Origin of the sequence: Verrucomicrobium sp. BvORR034, from assembly GCF_000739635.1 — a bacterium.
In the GTDB taxonomy this organism is placed as follows: Bacteria; Verrucomicrobiota; Verrucomicrobiia; order Verrucomicrobiales; family Verrucomicrobiaceae; genus Verrucomicrobium.
Map to the genome: position 1 here is coordinate 17,746 of NZ_BATQ01000044.1, position 20,307 is coordinate 38,052.

The window sequence follows — 20,307 nt, forward strand, 5'->3', positions numbered from 1 at the left end:
TTGCAGATGTAGGACAGGCGCATCGCCTGCCGTGAGCGTCCCCTCAGGTCTTTCTTCTTGTGTCTTCCAATCTTCTGTCTCCTACGGAGTGGGCGGAATTCAGTTGCCAAAATGCGGCAGTTCCGGTGAGATGTGCGGCCATGAATCGCCGCCGCTTTCTCCAGACCTCCGCTGCCGCTGCTGCCACTTTGCCTGCCGTATCCACCTTCGCTCAAGGTGGGCCGCTCAAGGTGCGGATCGGCCTGGATCACTTTGCGGTGCGGTCCACCGGGTGGAAGGCCCCCCAGTTCATCGAGTATGCCGGGGCTCAAAAGGTGGACACCCTGTTCCTTTCAGAACTTCTGCCGTTTGAGAGCTTCGAAGATGCTTACCTGAAGGGGTTGAAGGAGCAGGCGGACCGGGCGGGGCTGGCTTTGTACGTGGGGACCTCCAGTGTGTGCCCCACCTCCGCGCGGTTCAAAGACACGTTTGGCACGGCAGAGGAACATCTTGCCCTCTGCATTCGGGTGGCGAAGGCGCTGGGGTCTCCCGTAGCGCGCTGCTACCTGGGCAGCAACGACGACCGCAAGGGTGACGGCGGCATTCAGCGGCATATCGAGTCTTTGCTGAAGGTATTCCAGGGCTGCAAGAGCCGGGCTCATGACGCCGGCATTCGCATTTCGATCGAAAACCACGCGGGTGACATGCAGTCCCACGAACTGAAGGCGCTCATCGAGGCTGCGGGCAAAGACTGGGTGGGGGCCAATATTGACCCTGGCAACGCCACCTGGGTGATGGAAGATCCGCTGCGACACCTGGAGGTACTCGGGCCTTATGTGAACTGCTCCAGCGTGCGTGACTCCATGATCTGGGAGAGCGAAAATGGGGCGACGGTGCAGTGGACGGCCATCGGTGAGGGCATCGTGGACTTCAAAGCGTACACCAAGCGGTTTGCCGAGCTTTGCCCCGGCGTTCCGCTCAATATTGAGACCATCTCCGGCTTTGCCAAACCGCTGCCATTCAAGAAACCCGAGTTCCTGAAGGACCTGGGCTACGACAAGATGCCTGCGGAAGATCTGGCGGCCTTTGAAGCTCTGGCCAAAAAGGGCAAACCGATTCCGCCCTTCAAGGCCCCGAACAAGGAAGCGGACATCGCCTACCAGAAGGGCGAGTTCGAGCGCAGCGTGGCTGCGCTTCGCACCTACGGAGCAGGGGTGAACGGCGGAGCCCGCTAGCCGTCAAATTCAACAGAAACCTCCCATGAAGACCTGCCGCCCCCACCGCCTTTGGAGTGCCGCTCTGGTTGCGGCTGTTTTAAGTCTTGGATCGCTGAATCTCTTCGCTGCCCCCATCCCCGCCAAGGGTGGCGTGGTGGTCATTGGCAGTTCCGCCAGCAGCGGAGACGAGTTTGCCACGGCGCACGAGTTTGTGTCCGTGGAGACGTTTGGCATGACCAGCACCTTCACTTTTGCAGATGGTTCGTCTAAACAACTCCAGCCACCGGTGCTGCGCAAAATGGTGCCTTACCCGATCTACGGTCAGCTGACCCTGGTGAGTGACGAGGACTGGAAGGGGTTGGAGAAAATCGGAGCGGAGGCCCAGGAGACCGCCAGACGGTATCCCAAGGCAGTGGCTCTGATGCAACCGCTCATCGGCCAGATCGTCGCGGCCATGGACAAGCACCGCCAGGGCAATGTGGTGGTGGCCGGTCGTTGGATGCCGCTGCAGGAGTTTCAGCGCCAGCATGCGAATGCCAAAGCGGACTACGTGCCGATGCTGGAAATTGCGGGCAAGACCTACAAGAACGTGCGGATGTCTGCCGTGAAGGATCTGGAGATCAAGCTCATGCACGACGGCGGCTTCTCCACCGTGCAACTGGACGATCTGAAGAAACTCCCTGACGCCCAGCGCAAGGAACTGGCCAGGACGAATCCACGTATGGCCCCGTTGCTGGGCTTCAAAGCGGAGGAACTGGGAGCGTCTGCGGGTTCCGTCGCAGCCTCGGCGGTCAGTGATGCGAGCCGGCCCACCACGTTCTCCTTCTCCATCAGCGGCAAGAACGTCATCATCAACCGCATTGGCGGGCAGGAGACGTATGCGCTGGACAAGGTGCCCCAGGAACTGCTGGATGCCAATGTGGACTTGGCCCGGGCGGTGAAAGCGGCGGGGAGTCGGTAGGTCAGTGCGTCAGTGCGTCAGTGCGTCAGTGCGTCAGTGCGTCAGTGCGTCAGTGCGTCAGTTTCGGGTTCGAGGAATATTTGACATTGGTGGAGGGGGTTATTGTTGGAGTTCCGCTTTTAGGCGGTCAGGCTGAAATTAGCCTGCGGATTGTCCGATTTCGCATAAAACATGTCCGCAGAGACCCAGGGTGAGGGGCCGTATTTTCCGACGCTTCCTCTCTCTGACATATGAAACGGAACTGGTCTGCCCGCTTGCTCTTGATCTTTGGCCCGGTGTTTTGGTCTGCCGTCATGGCCTCCGCTGCGGAGCCCGTGCCGCTGCGTTCCGAAAAAGCCCGGCCCTTTTTTGACGGCCAATCCCTCGAAGGTTGGGAGGCGCTGGCCCCCGTTCGATGGGCGGTGAAGGACGGTTCTCTCACGGGAGGTGACGGTGTCAGTAAGGTGCCCTACAACGAATTTCTGGCGACGAAGCAATCCTACGGCAACTTCGTCCTGCATCTGAAAATCAAACTCACGGGCGATCCCAAGACGGGATTCATCAACTCCGGGGTGCAAATCCGCACTCGCCGCAATCCTGATGGCCACGAGGTTTGTGGCTACCAGTGCGACTATGGTGAGCCGGAGTGGTACGGCGGCATCTATGACGAGGGGCGCCGCAACCGGTTGCTGGTCAAGGCGGACATGGGCACGATGCGGTCGGCGGTGAAGTTGTGGGATTGGAATGACTACGTCATCAAGGCCGACGGGCCCCGGATCCAGACGTGGATCAACGGTGTGCAGGGCGTGGACTACGTCGAGCAGGATCCGGATATCGCCGGGGAGGGGATCATCGCCATTCAACTCCACAGCGGTGGCAACGCCGTGGTGCAGGCGAAGGAGGTCTTTATCGAGGAGCTTCCTGCCTCTCCCAATGTCATCACCTGGGAAAAGCTCGGCGGTGTACCGGGACAGCGGGCCAAGTTGAAGCCTGTCGCGCCGAAACCCCAGCCGCCGCCATCCTCGGGTGCGGCAGTGAATGCGCTGTTGGCTCCAGGAACCAAGGTCATTCCGGTGGTGGCTTCGGACGGCCGGGCTCTCAACTTGGGATTCGAGACGGGCACCTTGCAAGACTGGACCCCGGTCGGTTCGGCCTGGGAGGGGCAGCCCGTGAAAGGCGATGCCGTGAAGCTCAGGGGTCGCGGGGAGAGCAACCATGCTGGCCAGTACTGGATGGGCGGTTATGAGAAGGTTGGCGACAAAGGCATAGGGACACTCACTTCTGCCTCCTTCAAGGTCACTCAGCCGTGGGCCAGCTTCCTGATCGGTGCGGGACGCGCGGTCAATAAGGTGCGGGTGGACGTGGTAGAGACGGCGACCGGCAAGATCTTCCACCAAGCCAGCGGACAGGCGTTGGAGAATATGCGCCGGGAGGTGCTCGACCTCCGTCGTCTGGCAGGACAGGAGATCTTCATCCGGCTCGTGGATGAGGGAACGGAAGGTTGGTGTCACTTGAACTTCGATGACTTTGTCTTTCACGACAAAGAACCTGTCGTGATTCAACCTCCGACCCAAAAGGGAGGCCAGGGTGGGCTTGCGGCACGGCAGAAGGAAAGCCCAGTGCTGCGGCATCTGGTTCCCAATCCCAAGACCTCAGACGAGGCGTATGGCTCCGCCAGCGCAAAGACACTGGTGGCAGGCATGATGGTGACGCCAGGGTTTAAGGTGGATCTGGTCGCTTCAGAGCCGGAAGTGCGTCAGCCCATTGCTTTTGCCTGGGATGAGCGGGGCAGGCTCTGGGTGGTGGAGGCCTACAGTTACCCCGCCCGGCAACCGGAGGGACAGGGAAAAGACCGCATTGTCATCCTGGAGGATGAGGCCGGGAAGGGGAGTTTTAGGAAACGCACGGTGTTTGTGGAGGGGCTGAATCTCGTGAGTGGTCTGGAGGTGAGTCCAGACGGGATCTGGGTGGGGGCGGCCCCGGAGTTGATTTTCATTCCGCGGGATGCAGCGGACCGTCCGGGAAAACCTCAAGTGTTGCTGGATGGTTGGGGCTATCAGGACACGCATGAGACGCTCAACAGCTTCACCTGGGGGCCGGACGGCTGGCTCTATGGCAATCAGGGGGTGTTTACCCGTTCTCTGGTTGGGAAGCCCGGCACGCCTGAAGCTCAGCGTATGGAGCTTCGGGCCGGAGTCTGGCGCTTTCATCCGCAGAGACACGAGTTCGAGGTATTCGCCCATGGTGGCAGCAACCAATGGGGACTGGATTTCAATGAGAACGGCCACCTCTTCATGACGCACTGCCGCAGCTTCTGGGGTGGGGGCGGCACCACGCATGTCATCCGCAACGGACATTTCTGGAACCAGGCGAACTCCGGGTATGCGTCATTCATCTCCAATGCCGGACTCGACATCGCTCCGGATCTGAAGAACTACCTGCCGGCTTCCGCAAAGTATGACAGCGGGGAAGGAGGAGCGGGCAAGCCGGGCAGCACGGCCATCTACGGCGGACACAGCCATGTGGGCACGATGATCTATCTGGGGGACAACTGGCCGGACAGCTATCGCAATCATCTTTTCACCCACAATCTGCACGGCCACCAGATGAATCATCAGGTGAACGAGCGGGAGGGTTCGGGGTATGAAACCCGACACGGCGGGTTCGACATGGTCTTCGCTCCCGATCCCACCTACATGGGCGTGGACCTGCAGACGGGTCCTGATGGGGCGGTGTACATGATTGACTGGAGTGACACCCAGGAGTGCCACAATCCCGCCGAGGAAAAGTGGGATCGGAGCAATGGGCGGATGTACCGCATGGCTTGGGAAAAGACCTACCAACCGGTGAAGGTCGATCTGGGGAACGAGACAGACTTGGAGCTTGCCAAAAGACACTTGCATAAGAACGACTGGTACTCGCGCACGGCGAGGGGATTGCTCCAATCCCGGGCTGTGAAGCGCCCAATTCAGCCAGAGGCCCTGAACGCCCTGCGTGCCCAGGTGGCGTCGCCTTCCGTGCCGCAGGTACTGCGGGCAGTCTGGACGCTGCACGTCATCGGTGCACTCGGCGACGAACTTCTTCAAACCCTGACCCGGCATCCCAGCGATGTGGTCAGAGCTTGGGCGGTGCAGTTGGCAACGGAGTCAGCCGGTGCCCCTCGGTTGAGTGAGGAGCAACTGTTGAAGCTGGCGCAAGGAGATGCTTCCGCCACCGTGCGGTTGGCCATCGCTTCAGCCTTGCCGAAGTTGGGCGCTGCCCAGATCTGGAGTTTGGGGCAGGCTCTCGCGGCGCATGGAGAGGACCAGCAGGATCGGTTTCTGCCGAAGATGATCTGGTTCGGACTGGCATCGGTAGTTGGGCAGGATTGGGAGCGGGCGCTTTCCCTGGCTGCGACAACGCCGCTGACCAGCCTGGCTGACTCAATTCGGTGGTCGGCGGCGCGATCGCCATCTGGTCGCGAGGCACTGGTTGCGTGGATGCAGGCACAGCCTGATGAGGTTGTCTCAAAGAACCTCCGTATCCTTGCCTTTGCGCTGAAAGATGAAGCATCGGTGACGATGCCCAAGGGATGGCCCGACTTGCAAAAGAAAGGGGTGCCCGCAAGCGGGGCCACGGATCAACTGTCCGCACTCTTCGGTGACAAGACCGTTCTCGCCAAGATGAGGGACATCCTGGCAGATGCCACGCAATCGCCGCCGCAGCGCAAGATGGCGTTCGACGTGTTGAAGCGTAGCAACGATCCCCTGGCGACGCCCATCTTCGCGGGCTTGTTGGATGCGGAGACTTTTCGCTCCCTGGCCATCCCGCTGCTTTCTCGTTCCGCGGATCCTACTGTATCCCGGGCCTTGCTGGATCGCTTCGAAAAATTCGATGCCGTTGACCGCAGCGCGGCGCTTGGCGTGCTGACGAGCCGGGTGCAACTGGCGGTGCCCCTGCTTCAGGCGGTCAAGGCGGGTCAGTTCAAGCGCGAGTATCTCACTGCCTTGCAAGTACGTCAGATGCGCAACCTGCGGGATGCCTCGGTGGACCAGTTGCTCGATCAATCCTGGGGCAAGGTGAATGAGTCCTCAGAGGCGGCAAAATCGTCCATGGAGCGCTTGAAGAAGGCCTATGCCGCCGCGCCTCTCTGGGCCTACAACGCCGGGGCGGGCAAGGAGACCTACACCCAGTTGTGTGCTGTGTGTCACGCGTTCAATGGGGCAGGTGGCAAACTGGGGCCAGATCTCGGCGGTTCCTGGCGCAACGGGGTGGATTATTTCCTGGAGAACATCGTGGACCCCAATGCTGTGGTGGGAGAGAACTTCCAGTTGCATCTGGTTACCAAGAAAGACGGCGCGGTCATTTCAGGCGTCGTGGAGCAGGAGTCGGCTTCGGCCCTGACGTTGCGGACTGTGACGGAAGCTGTCGTGGTGGCGAAGCAGGACATCGCCAAGCACGACAAGATGGCGCAGTCCCTGATGCCGCCAGGGTTGCTGGAGGCGCTGCCCGAGCGCAAGGCGATTGAGTTGTTGAAGTTTCTGACGAGCAAGCCGTAGGGGGCGGGATGCCACTCCGAAGGAGTTGTGGCGGTCTCCGGGGCGTCGGCCTTGCGGTGAGGAGGGGGCGTTGGGTGAGTGGTCGTGCTGAGCGGGGGACGCATGGCATGCGTGGAAATAAGTGCCTCCTTACGTCGTCAGCTACGGTCGGTGTTGGGAGTGTCTGGGCAGAAGGGGCATCAAGGAGCCTATGCGTCCGTAGGCAAGCTGACGAGGGCTGAGGCCGGGGCGGACACCCTCTGGTGATTGGTGGTCGGTCGCCCAGCGGCCATGTAGTTGTCGACGTGAGGAGAACGAACCAATAGCGCGCGTTTTGGGGTGGCCGCCAAGGAACCACCTGGAGGTGCCCTTCTCAGTTCGAAGTCGATCCCCAGCGGGGATCTCTAACACAGCCCAACGTTGGACGAGCCCTAAGCGAGTCAACGTTGGGTACCTCCGCAGACGATGATCAGGTGGGGAGGCCGACAGCAACCGCTTTCTCCCCTCTGCCATCAATGCCTCCACGTCAGGCGGATGCGATGTCATGCACTGCCTGACATTCGCGGCAAGATGCCGCGAACAGCACGCAGGGATGCGTGCGCTCCCCGAGCTTCCCAGGCAAAGGCCATTTTGAGAAACGGCCAGACCACGTTTCACCACCCCAGGTTCCTTGGCAGGCACTAACTGACGCGTCTGTGGCGTTGCCTCGCGGTGAGGGAGGGAGCGTTGGGTGAGTGGTCGTGCTGAGCGAGGGACGCATGGCACACGTGGAAATAAGTGCCTCCTCACGTCGTCAACTACGGCCGGTGTTTGGAGTGTCTGGGCAGAAGGGGGATCAAGGAGCCAATGAGGGCGTAGGCAAGCTGAAAGGGGGCTGGCAAGCTGGGCGGATGCCTACTAGCGATTGATCACCATCCTCTGCACCCGTCACTCTTTATCCACAAACGTCGCCGTCCCATCATCCGCAATCTGAACGGACCGCAACTTCGCCCGGATCATCCGCAACGTCTCGGCATCCCACGTCACTTCCAACAGGGCCCCGCGACTCCACTCACGCGTGGGGCCGGGGCCATCGAACACCAGATTGCCCAGTGACCATGCCACGCTTCCGCCCCACAGATGCTCCAAAGGCTGAACCACATGTGGGCCTGTGCCGACAATCAGATGCGCCCCTGCATCCAGCCAGGTTACTGTGAGGGCTCGCTGCTCAGCGGTGGGTGTTTGAGTGTGTTCCCGACCCCAGTGGGGCATCATGACAATCAGGTCCGCCTTGGTGCGTGCTGCCGCGACGGCTCTTACGATGGCGTCGGAAGCGGCTGTCGTGGCGATCATCGGTCCTTCAGTGCGCAGAGGCGCGGCCTCATCATCATACACGGAGAAGAGAGCCATCTTCCGTCCTTGGGCTTCCAGGATGAGCGGTTGCAGGGAGGCTTCGCTCGATGCTCCCGCGCCGCAGTGCTTCAGCCCGGTTTCATCCAGAAGGGAAACTGTTGTCTGGAGCCCAGCTGCGCCGCGGTCCATGGAGTGATTGTTGGCCAGGGTCACAGCATCCACGCCAAGCTCCTTGAGCAACCTGGCAGCATGGGCAGGCGCAGAGAGCGGGGCTTTGGCATCAGAAGTGGCGCCCTGGGGCAGCAAGGCGCACTCAAGATTCACCACGGCGAGGTCGGCAGCGCTCAGCGTGGCGTTCAGGGAGGCCAGGGGATTGTTTCCTAGATGAAGGGGGGCTGCCACTCTGCGGCCCATCATCACGTCTCCTCCGAAGACGGTCGTGAGGGTCTTTTGGGGACGGCGCAACTGCAGGATCTTCGGAACAGGGCGTCCCTGCTTCAATTCGCCCAGCGAAACCACGGCGGCGATGCCTTCCAGTTGATGGACCACCAGGTCGGCGTCGGTGAGCTCGCCAAGCGGCGGGAGATCCTGCCACAGAGCCGCGGCATGGGCGCCGAAGTCAATCACGCAGCCCTTGTCAGCCTCCAAGAAGCCCTGCCAGGGTTCAAGGAATTGCCGAAGGTCTCTCGGACTGCCCCAGGGCAGACGCCAGCCTTGAGCGCGAAAGCCTGCGATCAGGAAGTTGGCGCAGTCTGCTCCCCAGCCAGTCTCGGGCCCTGAGAGCTGGCCATCTTGTATCCAGGTGGAGCCAAAGATGTAAGGCAGGGCGAACTGCTCGCTCCAGGCCGCTCGGAGGCCGGTGGTGCCGGCCGCTTTCACGCGCAAAGTCAGAAGGTTGCTGAATCGCGATTCTCCATCGCGGATGACCTCCGCGTAGATGGGAAGGGTGCCGCAGTGATGGTGCGGATCCAGGAAGGGCCTCAAGGCGGCGACATCCAACGCTCCCATGACCGAGCCCTCAGCGATCAATCTGGGCTGTTGCTGAATCCAGCGAGGGGCCTTGCTGGCAAAACCAAAGTCCACCTCGGTGACGCGGTACACGGATTTCTCTGCCTGCAGTGCCCACCAGCGCACCCGCGCACCGGTGGGGACCGGGTTCATGGTGACAACCGCTGGTTTGCCTGCCTCAAGCCGGTAGCTGCCGTCCGGCTCGCGGGGCCGGTCGTTCATGGAAATGTCAGGCAGAAACGAGTCAGCCCTCCAATCGCTCAGCATCCCTTCCATCCGTGACCGGTCGTACTCGGTGTGATTGGTTTGCCACCGTTGCAGAGCCTTCGTGCGGAGCGCCAGTGAGGCCTTGCTGACGTCGAAGGAAGGGATCTGCTCTCCCTTTCGCTCACGGAGTCTCGCCATCATCGAGCGATCCGGACCAGTAATGGCGAAAGGCTCCCATCGCACATCGGCATTGGAGATGCGCCAGCTTTCGTCCAGAGCTGCATGCAGCAGCTTGTCCGCCTGCTCGGGTGATTTGAGCCAGGGGGTGGAGAGAGCCCAGCAGAGTGCCTTGAGGCCGCGTTTGTCGAGAACGGATGCCAAGACCTCGTGAACCTCAGGCACGAGCTTGTCATCTGGAAGGGCGGCGAAGTAATCCAGGTCGATGCTGGCGACGAAGGAGCGTTCGGCGGACCATGCGGCGGATTCCGTCTTCCATTGCTCGAAGTCCAGGGCCCGGAACTTGGGGGCCAGCGGGCCGGCATCGCGAGGCAGACCTTCTTCATGGGCATCCAGATATTCGCGGGCATCTTGTTCCAGCCTCGCGCATTCCTCCGTGGGCAGCCTGCGTGCCGAAACCCAGATCACCTCCGCAATCGGGGCGGGCATCAGCGGCTCGATCCAGTTGAAGCACTGGATGGCACCCTGCTCCCGCCAGCGTTGCAGCCGGGCGGCTCTGTCTTCCACAGAAGGCACCTTGCGAATGGCCTCACGGATCCGGTCGGACTTGGCGATGGCCGAGGCATCGCTGTGGGCATCGAACAGCACCAGGGTGTGCGGTTCATTCAACGGAAGCGTCTGGGCGAGGAAATAGAAGCTGCCTGCATGGGATTCCTCGATCCAGACAGGGAGGGGCGGGGCTGCGGAATGGAGGAATGTGAATGCGCTCCAGAACAGACAGATCGCGAGCGACTTTCTGCGCACGGGGAGTGGAACGGGGCGGCTCACCTTACAGGCGGAAGCTTGGGTTCTTTAGAGAGGGGTGTGACCAGCACCAGATAGGCAAGACAGGTGTCATCGAACTTGGTTCCCTTATAGACCTCCGCAATGGTCAGCGTGATCGTCTTGACGTCCCGATGGGGTTCTGGCAGGTCAAAGTAGTAAGTTTCCAGGGTCAGACGCTCGTCAGGCACTGTGACGGTGAATGGTTTCCCATCATTCACGCGCACCTCAAGCCTTTTCACCCGGTTGTTGGCATCATACTTTTCCTGGTCTTCAGCATAGCCATTCACGATGCCGATCCGTGAAACATGGGATGGCTTGGTGAGGGTCAGCGTTAGTGTTTCTCCGATGCCAGCGCCGGGTACACCTTCAGCCCAACTGGTGTGCCGCCCAGGCATGATGAGGTTTTCAGCGAAATAGTTGAGTGTCCCTTCTGAAGCCAGAGTGGATGAGGCTTTGACCGAATAGTGGTTGGAGTGCAGTTCCCAACGATCCCGCCCGTCAGGCTGGCCTTTGTCCCACCGCACATAGTGCAGCTGTGAGCGGGGATCGGACTCTGGCAAACCCTCCATGGAAGGGGAATGGTAGGCGGGGGCTGCGACGATGGTCAGGTCGTCTTCCAGAGTGGGCTCAAGATCGGTAAACGACCAAGTCCACTTGTTGTCTTCACGCTTGAATCTCGCGGGATGGCTGAGTTGCACCTTGTCAGGACTAACCGAGATGGCCCGAATGATGACGGTGCCGTGTCTGATGGTGCCGCTCCATGCTGCCGCGCTGGAGAAAATATAGCCTAGTGTCGGGGCGCTTCGAGCGGACCCAACTCCGCCGCTGATCACGCTCACTGCATAAGGCTGGCGATATTGAATGCTGAGCCGTCGTGTCTGTCCCTTCTTGAATGCCAATTGCGACATGTGCCAGCCTTTGATGCAGGGGCCCAATGCTCTGCGGGCCTTGAGATCGTCGGCACTGATCTGAAGGTCATCAGGGACGATGGAGGTTTTGACCGGTTCATCATCAGCCTGGAGTTGAAAGCCCTCCAAACTCATGAGCGACGTCGATGAGACGTTAGGGATAGGTCCGAACGGGCCCATTTTCACAATCGACGGAAAGCCAGCTTGGACAGCCACTTTAGGGCCTGGATTGTGGAGGACATACTCAATCCGGATCTCGGCATATTCGATGTGGAGATCTATCTCGAGTCTTTCGGAGACCATCTCTACTTGGTCAATGCCGATCGGCTTGAACGCACCAGTGGTGTGCACTCCTGTCGAATATCCACCGATGTTGCCGAGTGCTGTCATGGAGACGGTGGTGCAAAGGAGCACCAGCACCATCATCCATGGTTTGCAGAGGGGTCTTGATATCGACATGACTTCTTGGACTGATGGCTGCTCATCGCGACGCCCGGATCTTCGGCTCTTTCTCCAGCGGCGACACCAGCACCACTTCCGAGAGGGCCGTGTCGCTGTACTTCGTCCCCTTGTACACGGCGGCGATGGTGAGCTTCACGGAAACTACGGGCTCGGTGGGGGCTGGCAGATCAATGTAGAAGAGCTCGGAGGTGAGACGCTCGTCAGGGACTTCCACAGAAAAGCTCTTTCCGCCGTTGAGGCTTACGTCCAGCCGGGCCACGCGATTGTTCTTGAGGTAGATGTCCTCCGACTTGGTGTAGCCATTGGCGATCCCGATGCGGCTGAGCTTGGCGGGTTGCGCCAGGGTGAGTGTCACGGATTCACCGATCCCGTCCCCTTTGGCTCCTTCAACCCAGGCGGTGCTCCCGCTGTCGGAGTCGTCTTCCGCAAGAAGCTGTGGGTCATAGCGGAGCCCGCTTCCGGGGGCGAGCGTGGAGGAGGCGGTGGCCTTGTAGTCGTAGCGATGCAGTTCCCACTTGCCGCCCATCTTGCCCTCGTAGTTCTTGACCGCACCCCATCCCACATACTCGGTGCGGCTGTAGTCTTCGACCTCGCCGTTGGCGTTCTGGTTGTAAACCGTCTGCCCGAAGCATGAGGGCCGCGTGGTGATGACGAGATCGTCTTCCAGAGTGGGCTCGAAGTCCGTGAAGAGCCAGCGCCAGGTGTTGCCGTCCTTTTCGAATCGCTTCGGATGGCTGAAGTGGACCAGGTCAGGATTGGCTGTCACGGCCTTCACGGTCACGCTGCCTTGTTTGATGGGGCCATTCCAGGCTCCAGCGCTGGAGAAAAGATAGGTCAATGTGAGAGGGCTGATCCGGCTGTCTTCTGACACGTACACATAGCTGCCGAAGTACGGATTGCGGTACTTCACCGTGACCTTGCGGGTCTGGCCTTGGGCGAAGTCCAGTTTGAAGATGTGCCAGGCTTTGATCTTGATGCCGCCATCCTCGCCGTCGGAAGGAAGGGATTCCACCGAGTCGAGCTTCAGGTCGTCGGACTTGATGGTGGTCTTCACCGTCTTGCCGTCGGCTTTCAATTCAAACTCCTCGAGCGGCAGCTTGGTCGCGAGCTGCTTCATCGTCATGGGTTCCGCATCGACCTCGCCATAGGGATCCACCGCGACGGCTGAGGGAAACCCTGCCTCCACCGTGACTTTGGGACCCGGATTGTGCAGCACGTACTCGATGCGAATCTCTGCGTGCTCGATGTGGAGATCGATGTCGAGCTTCTCCGACAGCATCTGGACCTGCTCGATGTTCAGCGGCTTGAAAGCCCCGCTGGAAGCCAGTCCTTTGACGTAGCCGCCCCCATTGCCGAGGACAGGAGCCGCAAATTGCAGGGCCACAAGACCCGCGCCCAGTACCAGACGAAGCCACTTACGCGTGTGCATGGCACTACTCGTAAGGGCAGCGGCTGATATGGCAAAGAGAAAAGGTGCCTGAGCCCTACGTCAGACTGCCGGAGCAGGGGTGGCGACCGTGGTAGGGATGGCACCCGCCTCCTTGGCCTCAGCGGTGGCGTTCTTCACCTCGAACTCGCGGCACCAGCCTTTGATCTCCAGATCGTTGAAGATCTTGCCGATCACACGACGCAGGAGGCCCTTGAGGTTGGCGTTGTCCACGGCCTGAAGGCTGCGCACGGCCTGCTCCTTGTAGCTCTCGAGCAGCAGCATCGCCTTTTCATGAGCGGTGCTGGATTCAGCCCAGGCGCGGATCGTCGCCTTGTCGGGAGATTCCTTGAGCTCGCCGTTCCAGAGCTTTTCCATGGTGTCTTTGATCTCCCCTTTGCCGCGCTCGCGGATGAGGGCCAGCACGATGCTGGGGCGGATGGCCACGGTGTTGTCCGTGGCGGAATCGTCGCCCAGGTCGTCGAGGTCGTCGTGAATCTGGTAGGCGATGCCGAGGGCCTCGCTGTACTCGTGAAGGGCTTCTTCCACCTCATCCAGGCGGCCGCTGAGGGCGGCGCCGATCTTAAGGGCCACTTCAAAGGCGGGAGCGGTCTTGCTGCGGAAAATTTCCAGCACCTGGGTGCTGCTCAGCGCCACGGGATGATTGTTCCAGAGGAGTTCGGCACCCTGGCCACGGCAGAGTTCGCGCTGGCCTACAGCTGCAATCTTGAGCATCTCCGTGCGGAAGTCCGCACGCACGTTGGAGTCGGCGAGCAGGCGGTAGCCTTCGCCGATGAGGAGGTCACCCACGTTCAGGGCCACCGGCATCCCGTGCTCGGCATGCAGGGTGGCTTCACCGTAGCGCTGGGCATCGTTGTCCTCGATATCATCGTGGACGAGAGAGGCTTTGTGGAAGCATTCCACGGCAATGGCTGCTTTCTTGAGGTCATCACTGAGGGTGCCTTCCGGATCCTCACGAAGCGCCTGGTAGGAGGCGACGGTGAGGAAGGGGCGCCAGCGGTTGCCGGCGCGGGCCAGCCACTCGCGGGCGATTTCCTCGGTCCGATCATGGGGCTTCCCGAGGAGGGCATCGAGGTTCTCGCGGGTGAACCACTCGCGCACATCCTCGTGCAGCTTGTTGAGGTTCAGGCGGCGGGTCTTGTCCTCGCTGGTGAGGTGGATGTAGTCCCACACCCAGTCGATGTCCACGGTGGTGTCGATGCAGTCGTCCTGGAGCAGGGGTACCGCCACGGCTGGGATGGCGGCGGCTTCCACGTAGGGGAAGGTGCGCTCCAGCACGGGAAGGCAGGAGATGCCCACGATGGCCTCGATCTTGCCGGTCTGGATGAGGCTCATGACGATGGCGGAACCTTCTGCCACCAGAACGGCATAGCCGAGTTTCTCTGCCTCGTTCTGAAAGTCCTGGATGGTGCAGAGGCCGCACTGCTTGCAGAGCAGGCCGAATTCATCAAACGGGGCTGGGCACTTACTCTCCACCCGCAGGCACTTGGGCATGAGGAGCAGCCGTTTCTCGTAGGGGATGGTGGCTAGCGTTTCACGCCAGAGCTCATTGCTCAGGAGCACTCCGATGTAGTCGCGGTAAATCGGGTTGAAGTTGTTGTCCGCCACGATCTTCTCCGCGTGGTGGCGCATCTCATCCAAGGGAGCTGGCGGGACCAGCTTGGCGGTCTCGAGATACTTGCGGATGGTGCCCAGGATGTGATCCCGCTCGACCTTCGTCTGCGGGATGTTCTTCTTTGGCTGGCGAAAGCGCCGCACCGTGATGGGTACTGCGGGCGGGAGCTGGGCGGAGCGGACGGCGACCGTGGACATGGCGGGGGAGTCAGGCGGAAAAAAGGAGAGATGAAGCGGCAGTTACGTTTACGAACCGGAGCACCGCCTTGTCTTAACCGTTTTGAGATGAGGTTGTCTTGCAGAAAGTCATGGCAAATGCAGGCAAATGAGGCATGGGCTGTATCGGTCTCGAATTGTCCAACTTTACCCATTTTTTGCTAAGGGGGCCAATCAGACCTTCGTTCTTGTTCCGTCCATGAAATTCCTTCTGCCTGCCGCCCTCGTCGCTATCCCCGCCGCTGCCGTCCATGCGGTGGATTTCAAGCGTGACATCCAGCCCATTTTGAAAGCCGAATGCTACAAGTGCCACTCGGAGGAGTCGGGCAAGGAGAAGGGGGGATTCGTCTTCGACAACTTGGAGCGTTTTGCCAAGGACATCGGACCCGGTCGCACCATTGAGCCCGGCAATCTGAAGGAGAGCCACCTCTACACCACGCTGGTGGTGGAGCTGGATGACGACGCTCACATGCCTCCCAAGAAGAATCTTCCAGAGGCGAGCATCGCCAAAATCAAACAGTGGATTGAAGAGGGCGCCTCTCTGGACGGCAACAAAAAGCCTGCCGCAGCCTCGACGGCGGCAGCCATGCCCGCGCCTGCGGCGATCCAAAACTGGACCAATACCGAAGGCCGGATCATTCAGGCGGCCATGCTCAAGCTGGACGGGGAGAATGTCGTGCTGCGCATGGCCAATGGGCAGGTGTACAACTACCCGCTCAGCAAGCTTTCCCCGGAGAGTCAGGCTCAGGCCAAGGCCGGGGTGAAGTAAGCCTGTTCTTTTTACTGTGCGGCTCGCCATGATCTGGCGGGCCGTTTTTGTTTTCGGGGAGACGGCAGGGCGGAGACTACAGGCCTGGTGGATGCCGCATTTGATACCCCTTAAAGGAGCGCGCCGTGGGGCGCCAGCGGGGGCCGTCACCTCGTCCCGCTCCAAAATCGCTGGTGTCCAGACGGAGGCCGCAGACGGACATGAAGACGTGGCCATCCTTCACAAAGAGGGTGATGTAGCGGCCTGGCCCCGGGGCACCGTAGCTTCTGAACTGGTTGGAGGCCATAGGTCCACGCAGCAATCCCGCGTGGTAGAGGACGTAGGAGACCGTGCCGGAGCAGTCGTAGCCGCGATCATGCAGCACACGGTGACCTCCCCCGTACCTATACGGTTTGCGCTGGAGGGCATTGGCAGCGGCCACCGCATGGTGGACAGCCTGGGGTACGGACGCGGGTGCAAAGGCGAGCCGTCCGTTGTACTCCAGGTACTCCCGCGCCCAGGTGGACTGGAACGCGGAGGGGAGAAAGACCATGAGCAGGGCAATCGGCCACCATGAAGTGACGCGGCGGAAGCCGGAGATGGGGAGTGCAGGAGAGAAGACCATAACCGTGGGGAGATGGTGCAATAATAACCCTGTTTACCATAAATACAATAAAATAGTTCAGTTGTGTAAACTAATATGGCGCTGCGGGTGGATAGGGAGGCACTGGCCGACCTCACTGGGCAAAAGGCAATCTGGGGTGAGCTGGAGGTGTCTTCCGCGTAAAGCTTCACTTGCACCCTGCTTCGTCTGTGCCAGAATCCGCGCTCTTTTCGCTGGATTTTACGTTCCGCACGCACGCTAAGCACATGGCATTGATCGTTCAGAAATATGGTGGCACCTCGGTGGGCACGCCCGAGCGCATTCGCAATGTGGCACGTCGTGTCTTGGAGACTCAGAAGTCCGGGCATCAGGTGATCGCGGTAGTGTCCGCGATGTCCGGCGTCACCGACAGCCTGCTGAAACTGGCTAGAGATGTCTCGGAGAGCCCGACTGAACGCGAGCTGGATGTGCTCCTCTCCACCGGTGAGCAGCAAACCATTGCGCTCACCGCCATGGCGATCAATGCGCAGGGCGGCAAGGCTGTGTCTCTGACGGGTGCCCAAGCGGGTATCCAGACCGATGGCGTGCACACCAAGGCCCGCATCGCCAACATCACCCCCACTGAGGTGCACGAGATGCTCGATGAGGGCAACATCGTCATTCTGGCTGGCTTCCAGGGGCAGACCCGCGACGGCCTCATCACGACCCTTGGTCGCGGCGGTTCAGACCTTACGGCGATCGCCATGGCCGCTGCGGTGAAAGCCGACCTCTGCCAGATCTACACGGACGTGGACGGCGTTTACACCTGCGATCCCCGTGTGGTTCCCACCGCACAGAAGATCGATGTGATCAGCTATGACGAAATGCTGGAGATGGCCAGCAGCGGCAGCAAGGTGATGCAGAGCCGTTCCGTCGAGTTTGCAAAGAAATTTGGCGTACGCTTTGAGGTGCGCAACAGCATGAACAACAACCCTGGCACCCTTGTGAAAGAAGAAGAACCTGGCATGGAATCCGTCGTCGTCCGTGGTGTGAGCCTTGAGCGCAATCAGGCGAAGATCACGATTGATGATGTGCCGGACCGTCCGGGTGTGGCTGCCAAGATTTTCGGTGCCATTCACAAGGCGGGCGTTGTGATCGACATGATCGTGCAGAACGTGAGCTGGGACAACGAGACCGACATCAGCTTCACGCTGAGCGCTGCGGATCTTCCCAAGGCTGAGGCCGCCCTGCAGGTCGTGCTGGCTGAGCTGGGGGACAAGGTGCAACTGCGCTCCCAGACGGGCGTGGCCAAGCTGAGCATCGTCGGCATCGGCATGCGCAGCCACAGTGGCGTCGCCAGCAAGATGTTCGGTGCCCTGGCCAACGCCAGCATCAACATCCAGATGATTTCCACCAGCGAAATCAAGACGGCCGTGACCGTTGAAGAGCGCGAGATCGAAAAAGCTGCCAAAGTGGTGCACGAGGCCTTCGGCCTGGATGGCGCGGCACCGACGGCCTGATCGGGTTGGCGACAACAAATTGTTTGAAGGGCCGGACTTGCAGAAGTCCGGCCCTTTTCGTTTTGGAATGGTGCCTACGGAGTTGGTCCGACGGTCCCCGCCTGGCCGAGGAGCCCTGAGATATCGAAAGCCGAATCCGGTTCTGAACAACTCCAACTCCTCCAGCACCTGGCGACGAAGTCGCTTTGGGAGTGCGTGCGGGAACCGCCGCTTTTGGGAGTCCTGTGTCAGGCTGGCACCGATAAAGGAGGAACGGAGGCGGGGTTCATGAGATGTTGGGCAAGGTTCGCGGAAGTGACGCCGCGGGTGCCAGACCGCCGCAACTCCTTCGGAGTAGTTCCGCTTTCGTTACCCACCCAACGTAGACTCGCTGGAAGCTCGCCAACGTTGGGCTTGTGGCCGAATCCTCTTCGAGGAAGGGCTACGCGCCAGCAGTTGCTTTGGCGGGGCTCTGTTTGTAGTTCAAACTTTAGCTTGCCTCAGTACGCCTTAGACGCTCTGAGCAGTCTGAAGTCTGTACTCCGAACAATAACCAACACAGGAGGCTGCCTCAGATGGTTTTTCGTAAACTGAGGCAAACTAAAGTTTGAACTACAAACCGCTTCCAAGAGCAGGCGGGCCCATCCCTACTTCGCTGCCACTCCCTTGCGACGCCGGAAGCGTTGCCAGGACATTGCGAACCCCGTCCACACCAGAATGGCAGCGGAGATCGCAGCGAAACCCGCAATCGTCTGGCCAATGAATCCACCAGCTTCACCCGTGTGCACCCAGCGAGCCCAGAAGCGCAACTGCTTGCCGAGGTTGTAGGTCGAGAAGGTTTCCCAGGTGACGACTTCGCCGCTGGCGAGATTGACGTTGAGCTGGGACTTCAGGTCGGGGCGGCCTTGATGGCTCTCACTGATGAAGAGCATGGCGGGAGCCTTGGCGTTGGCAGGAAGGCGGACGGTGATGCTCTGCCAGGTGGGAACCTTGGCCACGGCGGTGTCCCAGGCTTGGTTGAGACCAGTCAACGCCACAGGCTCGGGTTTCCCGCCCTGTGGCCGGGCTTGCTGGGCACGAGGAGGGGGTGGCGGATTGCCGGTGAGGGTGAAGAGAACATTGTTCGCCCATGGATACGCCATGATGAGTCCGGTGAGGATGATGAGCAGGAGAGGAACGCAGGCCCAGAAGCCAAAGACGTTGTGCCAGTTCCAATCCCGGGCACGACCCGTGAGACGACGGTCAAAGGCGACGATCCGTTTGATGAAGTGCCAGGTGAAGCGGCGGGGGAACCACAGATAGAGACCGCTGATCACGAGGAACAGGAAGACAAGGCAGGCGGCACCCGTGATGGCCTTGCCGGTATCGCGCGACTCACCCCCCAGGGCCAGCCAGCGGTGTAGTTCGGTGACGAAGTGGAAGAAGTTCCGCGCCTTCGCAGCGCCTTCACCCAGGAGTTCTCCCGTGTAGGGATTGGCATACTGGGTGGCTTCACGACCAAAGGACAGCATCACGGCGGCGTTCGTATCGGACTCCACTGTCAATGCGGTCAGCGCCTGTTTGGGATTGGCGGCGGTCGCCTTTGCGGCCAGCTCTTCCAGCGGCAGGCGGCTGGCGTTGGCAGTTAATGTGACCTTGTAGCCGTCCACCCATTCCAGGATCTGGCGCTCGTACATCAGGATGGTACCGGTAAGGGCCATCAGCAGAATGACGATGCCCGCGAGGCAGCCCGCAACCAGATGGAGCCAGAAGATGGATTTGCGAAGAAGTCGAACAACGGTGGTCATGGAAGAAGACGGTTTTTCTAACGGGCAAATGAAGCAGGGCAAAAAGGAAGTGACGGCACCCTGTTGGGAGTGCCGTCACGAAGAGAAGTTCCAACTGGAGGCTCACGCCGTCATCACATTTCCGCCCACTGCCGCAGAAGGTTGTGATACACGCCGGTAAGTTGGACCGCAGTCTTGTCCGCGGCAGGGTTTCCTGCAAGATCCCGTGCCAGCCGTTGGATGGAGAGATCGAGGTCAAACAGGAGGGACCGCTGGCCGTCATCACGGATCATACTTTGGATCCAGAAGAACGAACTGACACGCGCCCCGCGAGTGACCGGGGTAACGTGGTGGAGGCTTGTGGAAGGGTAGAGGACCATGTGCCCCGCAGGCAGCTTCACTTGTTGGACACCGTAGGTGTCCTCAATGGTGAGTTCGCCGCCGTCATAGTCTTCGGGTTCGCTGAAAAACAGTGTGGCCGAAATGTCTGTGCGGATGCGCTGGCCAGTGCCGGGAATCTGCCGGATGGCATTGTCCACATGGGTGCCAAACGCCTGGCCTCCCGCATAACTGTTGAACATGGGGGGCAGGACCCGGAGGGGAAGCGCGGCGGCCATGAACAGGGAGTTCCGGCCCAGTGCTTCCAGGATCGTGCCACCCAGCTCCTTGGCGACGGGATGTCCCTCAGGGAGCTGCATGTTGTTTTTTGTTTTGGCGGACTGATAGCCGGTGGTTGCCCGGCCATCAGTCCACTCCGCCTTGTCCAGCAACGCTCTGGCGTGCTTTACCTGTTCAGGGGTGAGAACGTCAGGGATGCGAATCAGCATGGAGGAAGGCTACTTAACAGATGTCTGGATAGATG

12 protein-coding genes are annotated in these 20,307 nt (G+C 60.4%); 5 read left to right on the forward strand and 7 right to left on the reverse strand.

What is annotated here, in order from left to right:
- Window positions 1-140 precede the first annotated feature (140 nt).
- The 3 genes from BV034_RS07425 to BV034_RS07435 all read left to right on the forward strand — a co-directional run bounded on the left by BV034_RS07425 (window position 141) and on the right by BV034_RS07435 (window position 6,674).
- On the forward strand, window positions 141-1,214 hold the full coding sequence (locus BV034_RS07425; protein ID WP_050025656.1) for a sugar phosphate isomerase/epimerase: 1,074 nt from the start codon (window positions 141-143) through the stop codon (window positions 1,212-1,214).
- A 25-nt stretch (window positions 1,215-1,239) separates the two neighbouring features.
- Window positions 1,240-2,157 carry a hypothetical protein gene (locus BV034_RS07430; protein WP_050025657.1) on the forward strand — a complete coding sequence of 306 codons (918 nt, stop codon included), beginning with the start codon at window positions 1,240-1,242 and terminating at the stop codon, window positions 2,155-2,157.
- A 230-nt stretch (window positions 2,158-2,387) separates the two neighbouring features.
- On the forward strand, window positions 2,388-6,674 hold the full coding sequence (locus tag BV034_RS07435) for a PVC-type heme-binding CxxCH protein (protein WP_050025659.1): 4,287 nt from the start codon (window positions 2,388-2,390) through the stop codon (window positions 6,672-6,674).
- 906 nt (window positions 6,675-7,580) lie between these two features.
- Here the strand turns inward: BV034_RS07435 and BV034_RS07440 are convergent.
- Genes BV034_RS07440 through BV034_RS07455 form a run of 4 tightly spaced genes read right to left on the reverse strand, consistent with a single transcriptional unit; the run spans window position 7,581 to window position 14,831 of the window.
- A complete protein-coding gene (locus BV034_RS07440; protein WP_265592745.1) occupies window positions 7,581-10,205 on the reverse strand; it encodes a CapA family protein in 2,625 nt (874 codons plus the stop codon).
- On the reverse strand, window positions 10,202-11,569 hold the full coding sequence (locus BV034_RS07445) for a hypothetical protein (protein ID WP_265592746.1): 1,368 nt from the start codon (window positions 11,567-11,569) through the stop codon (window positions 10,202-10,204). The genes BV034_RS07440 and BV034_RS07445 overlap by 4 nt, the downstream gene beginning before the upstream one ends.
- A 22-nt stretch (window positions 11,570-11,591) precedes the next feature.
- Window positions 11,592-13,001: a hypothetical protein gene (locus tag BV034_RS07450; protein ID WP_050025663.1), complete on the reverse strand. Its 1,410-nt coding sequence runs from the start codon at window positions 12,999-13,001 to the stop codon at window positions 11,592-11,594.
- A 60-nt stretch (window positions 13,002-13,061) separates the two neighbouring features.
- On the reverse strand, window positions 13,062-14,831 hold the full coding sequence (locus BV034_RS07455; protein WP_050025665.1) for a polyprenyl synthetase family protein: 1,770 nt from the start codon (window positions 14,829-14,831) through the stop codon (window positions 13,062-13,064).
- A 217-nt stretch (window positions 14,832-15,048) separates the two neighbouring features.
- Here BV034_RS07455 and BV034_RS07460 point away from each other — a divergent pair, with 217 nt between their 5' ends.
- Entirely contained in the window at window positions 15,049-15,618 is a 570-nt protein-coding gene (locus tag BV034_RS07460) for a c-type cytochrome domain-containing protein (protein WP_050025667.1), read from the forward strand.
- 76 nt (window positions 15,619-15,694) lie between these two features.
- Here the strand turns inward: BV034_RS07460 and BV034_RS07465 are convergent, their stop codons facing one another.
- Window positions 15,695-16,222, reverse strand: coding sequence for a hypothetical protein (locus BV034_RS07465; RefSeq protein ID WP_050025669.1), 528 nt, complete (start codon window positions 16,220-16,222; stop codon window positions 15,695-15,697).
- Between the two features lie 245 nt (window positions 16,223-16,467).
- Between BV034_RS07465 and BV034_RS07470 the strand changes: the two genes are divergently transcribed.
- Window positions 16,468-17,700 (forward strand): aspartate kinase, encoded by a 1,233-nt coding sequence (locus BV034_RS07470; RefSeq protein WP_050025671.1) that lies wholly within the window; start codon window positions 16,468-16,470, stop codon window positions 17,698-17,700.
- Between the two features lie 626 nt (window positions 17,701-18,326).
- On the opposite strand, the gene BV034_RS07475 is transcribed toward BV034_RS07470, so the two are convergent.
- Both BV034_RS07475 and BV034_RS07480 read right to left on the reverse strand, forming a co-directional pair.
- On the reverse strand, window positions 18,327-19,466 hold the full coding sequence (locus tag BV034_RS07475) for a PepSY-associated TM helix domain-containing protein (protein WP_050025673.1): 1,140 nt from the start codon (window positions 19,464-19,466) through the stop codon (window positions 18,327-18,329).
- 113 nt (window positions 19,467-19,579) lie between these two features.
- A complete protein-coding gene (locus BV034_RS07480; RefSeq protein ID WP_050025675.1) occupies window positions 19,580-20,272 on the reverse strand; it encodes a Fe2+-dependent dioxygenase in 693 nt (230 codons plus the stop codon).
- Window positions 20,273-20,307: the final 35 nt, after the last annotated feature.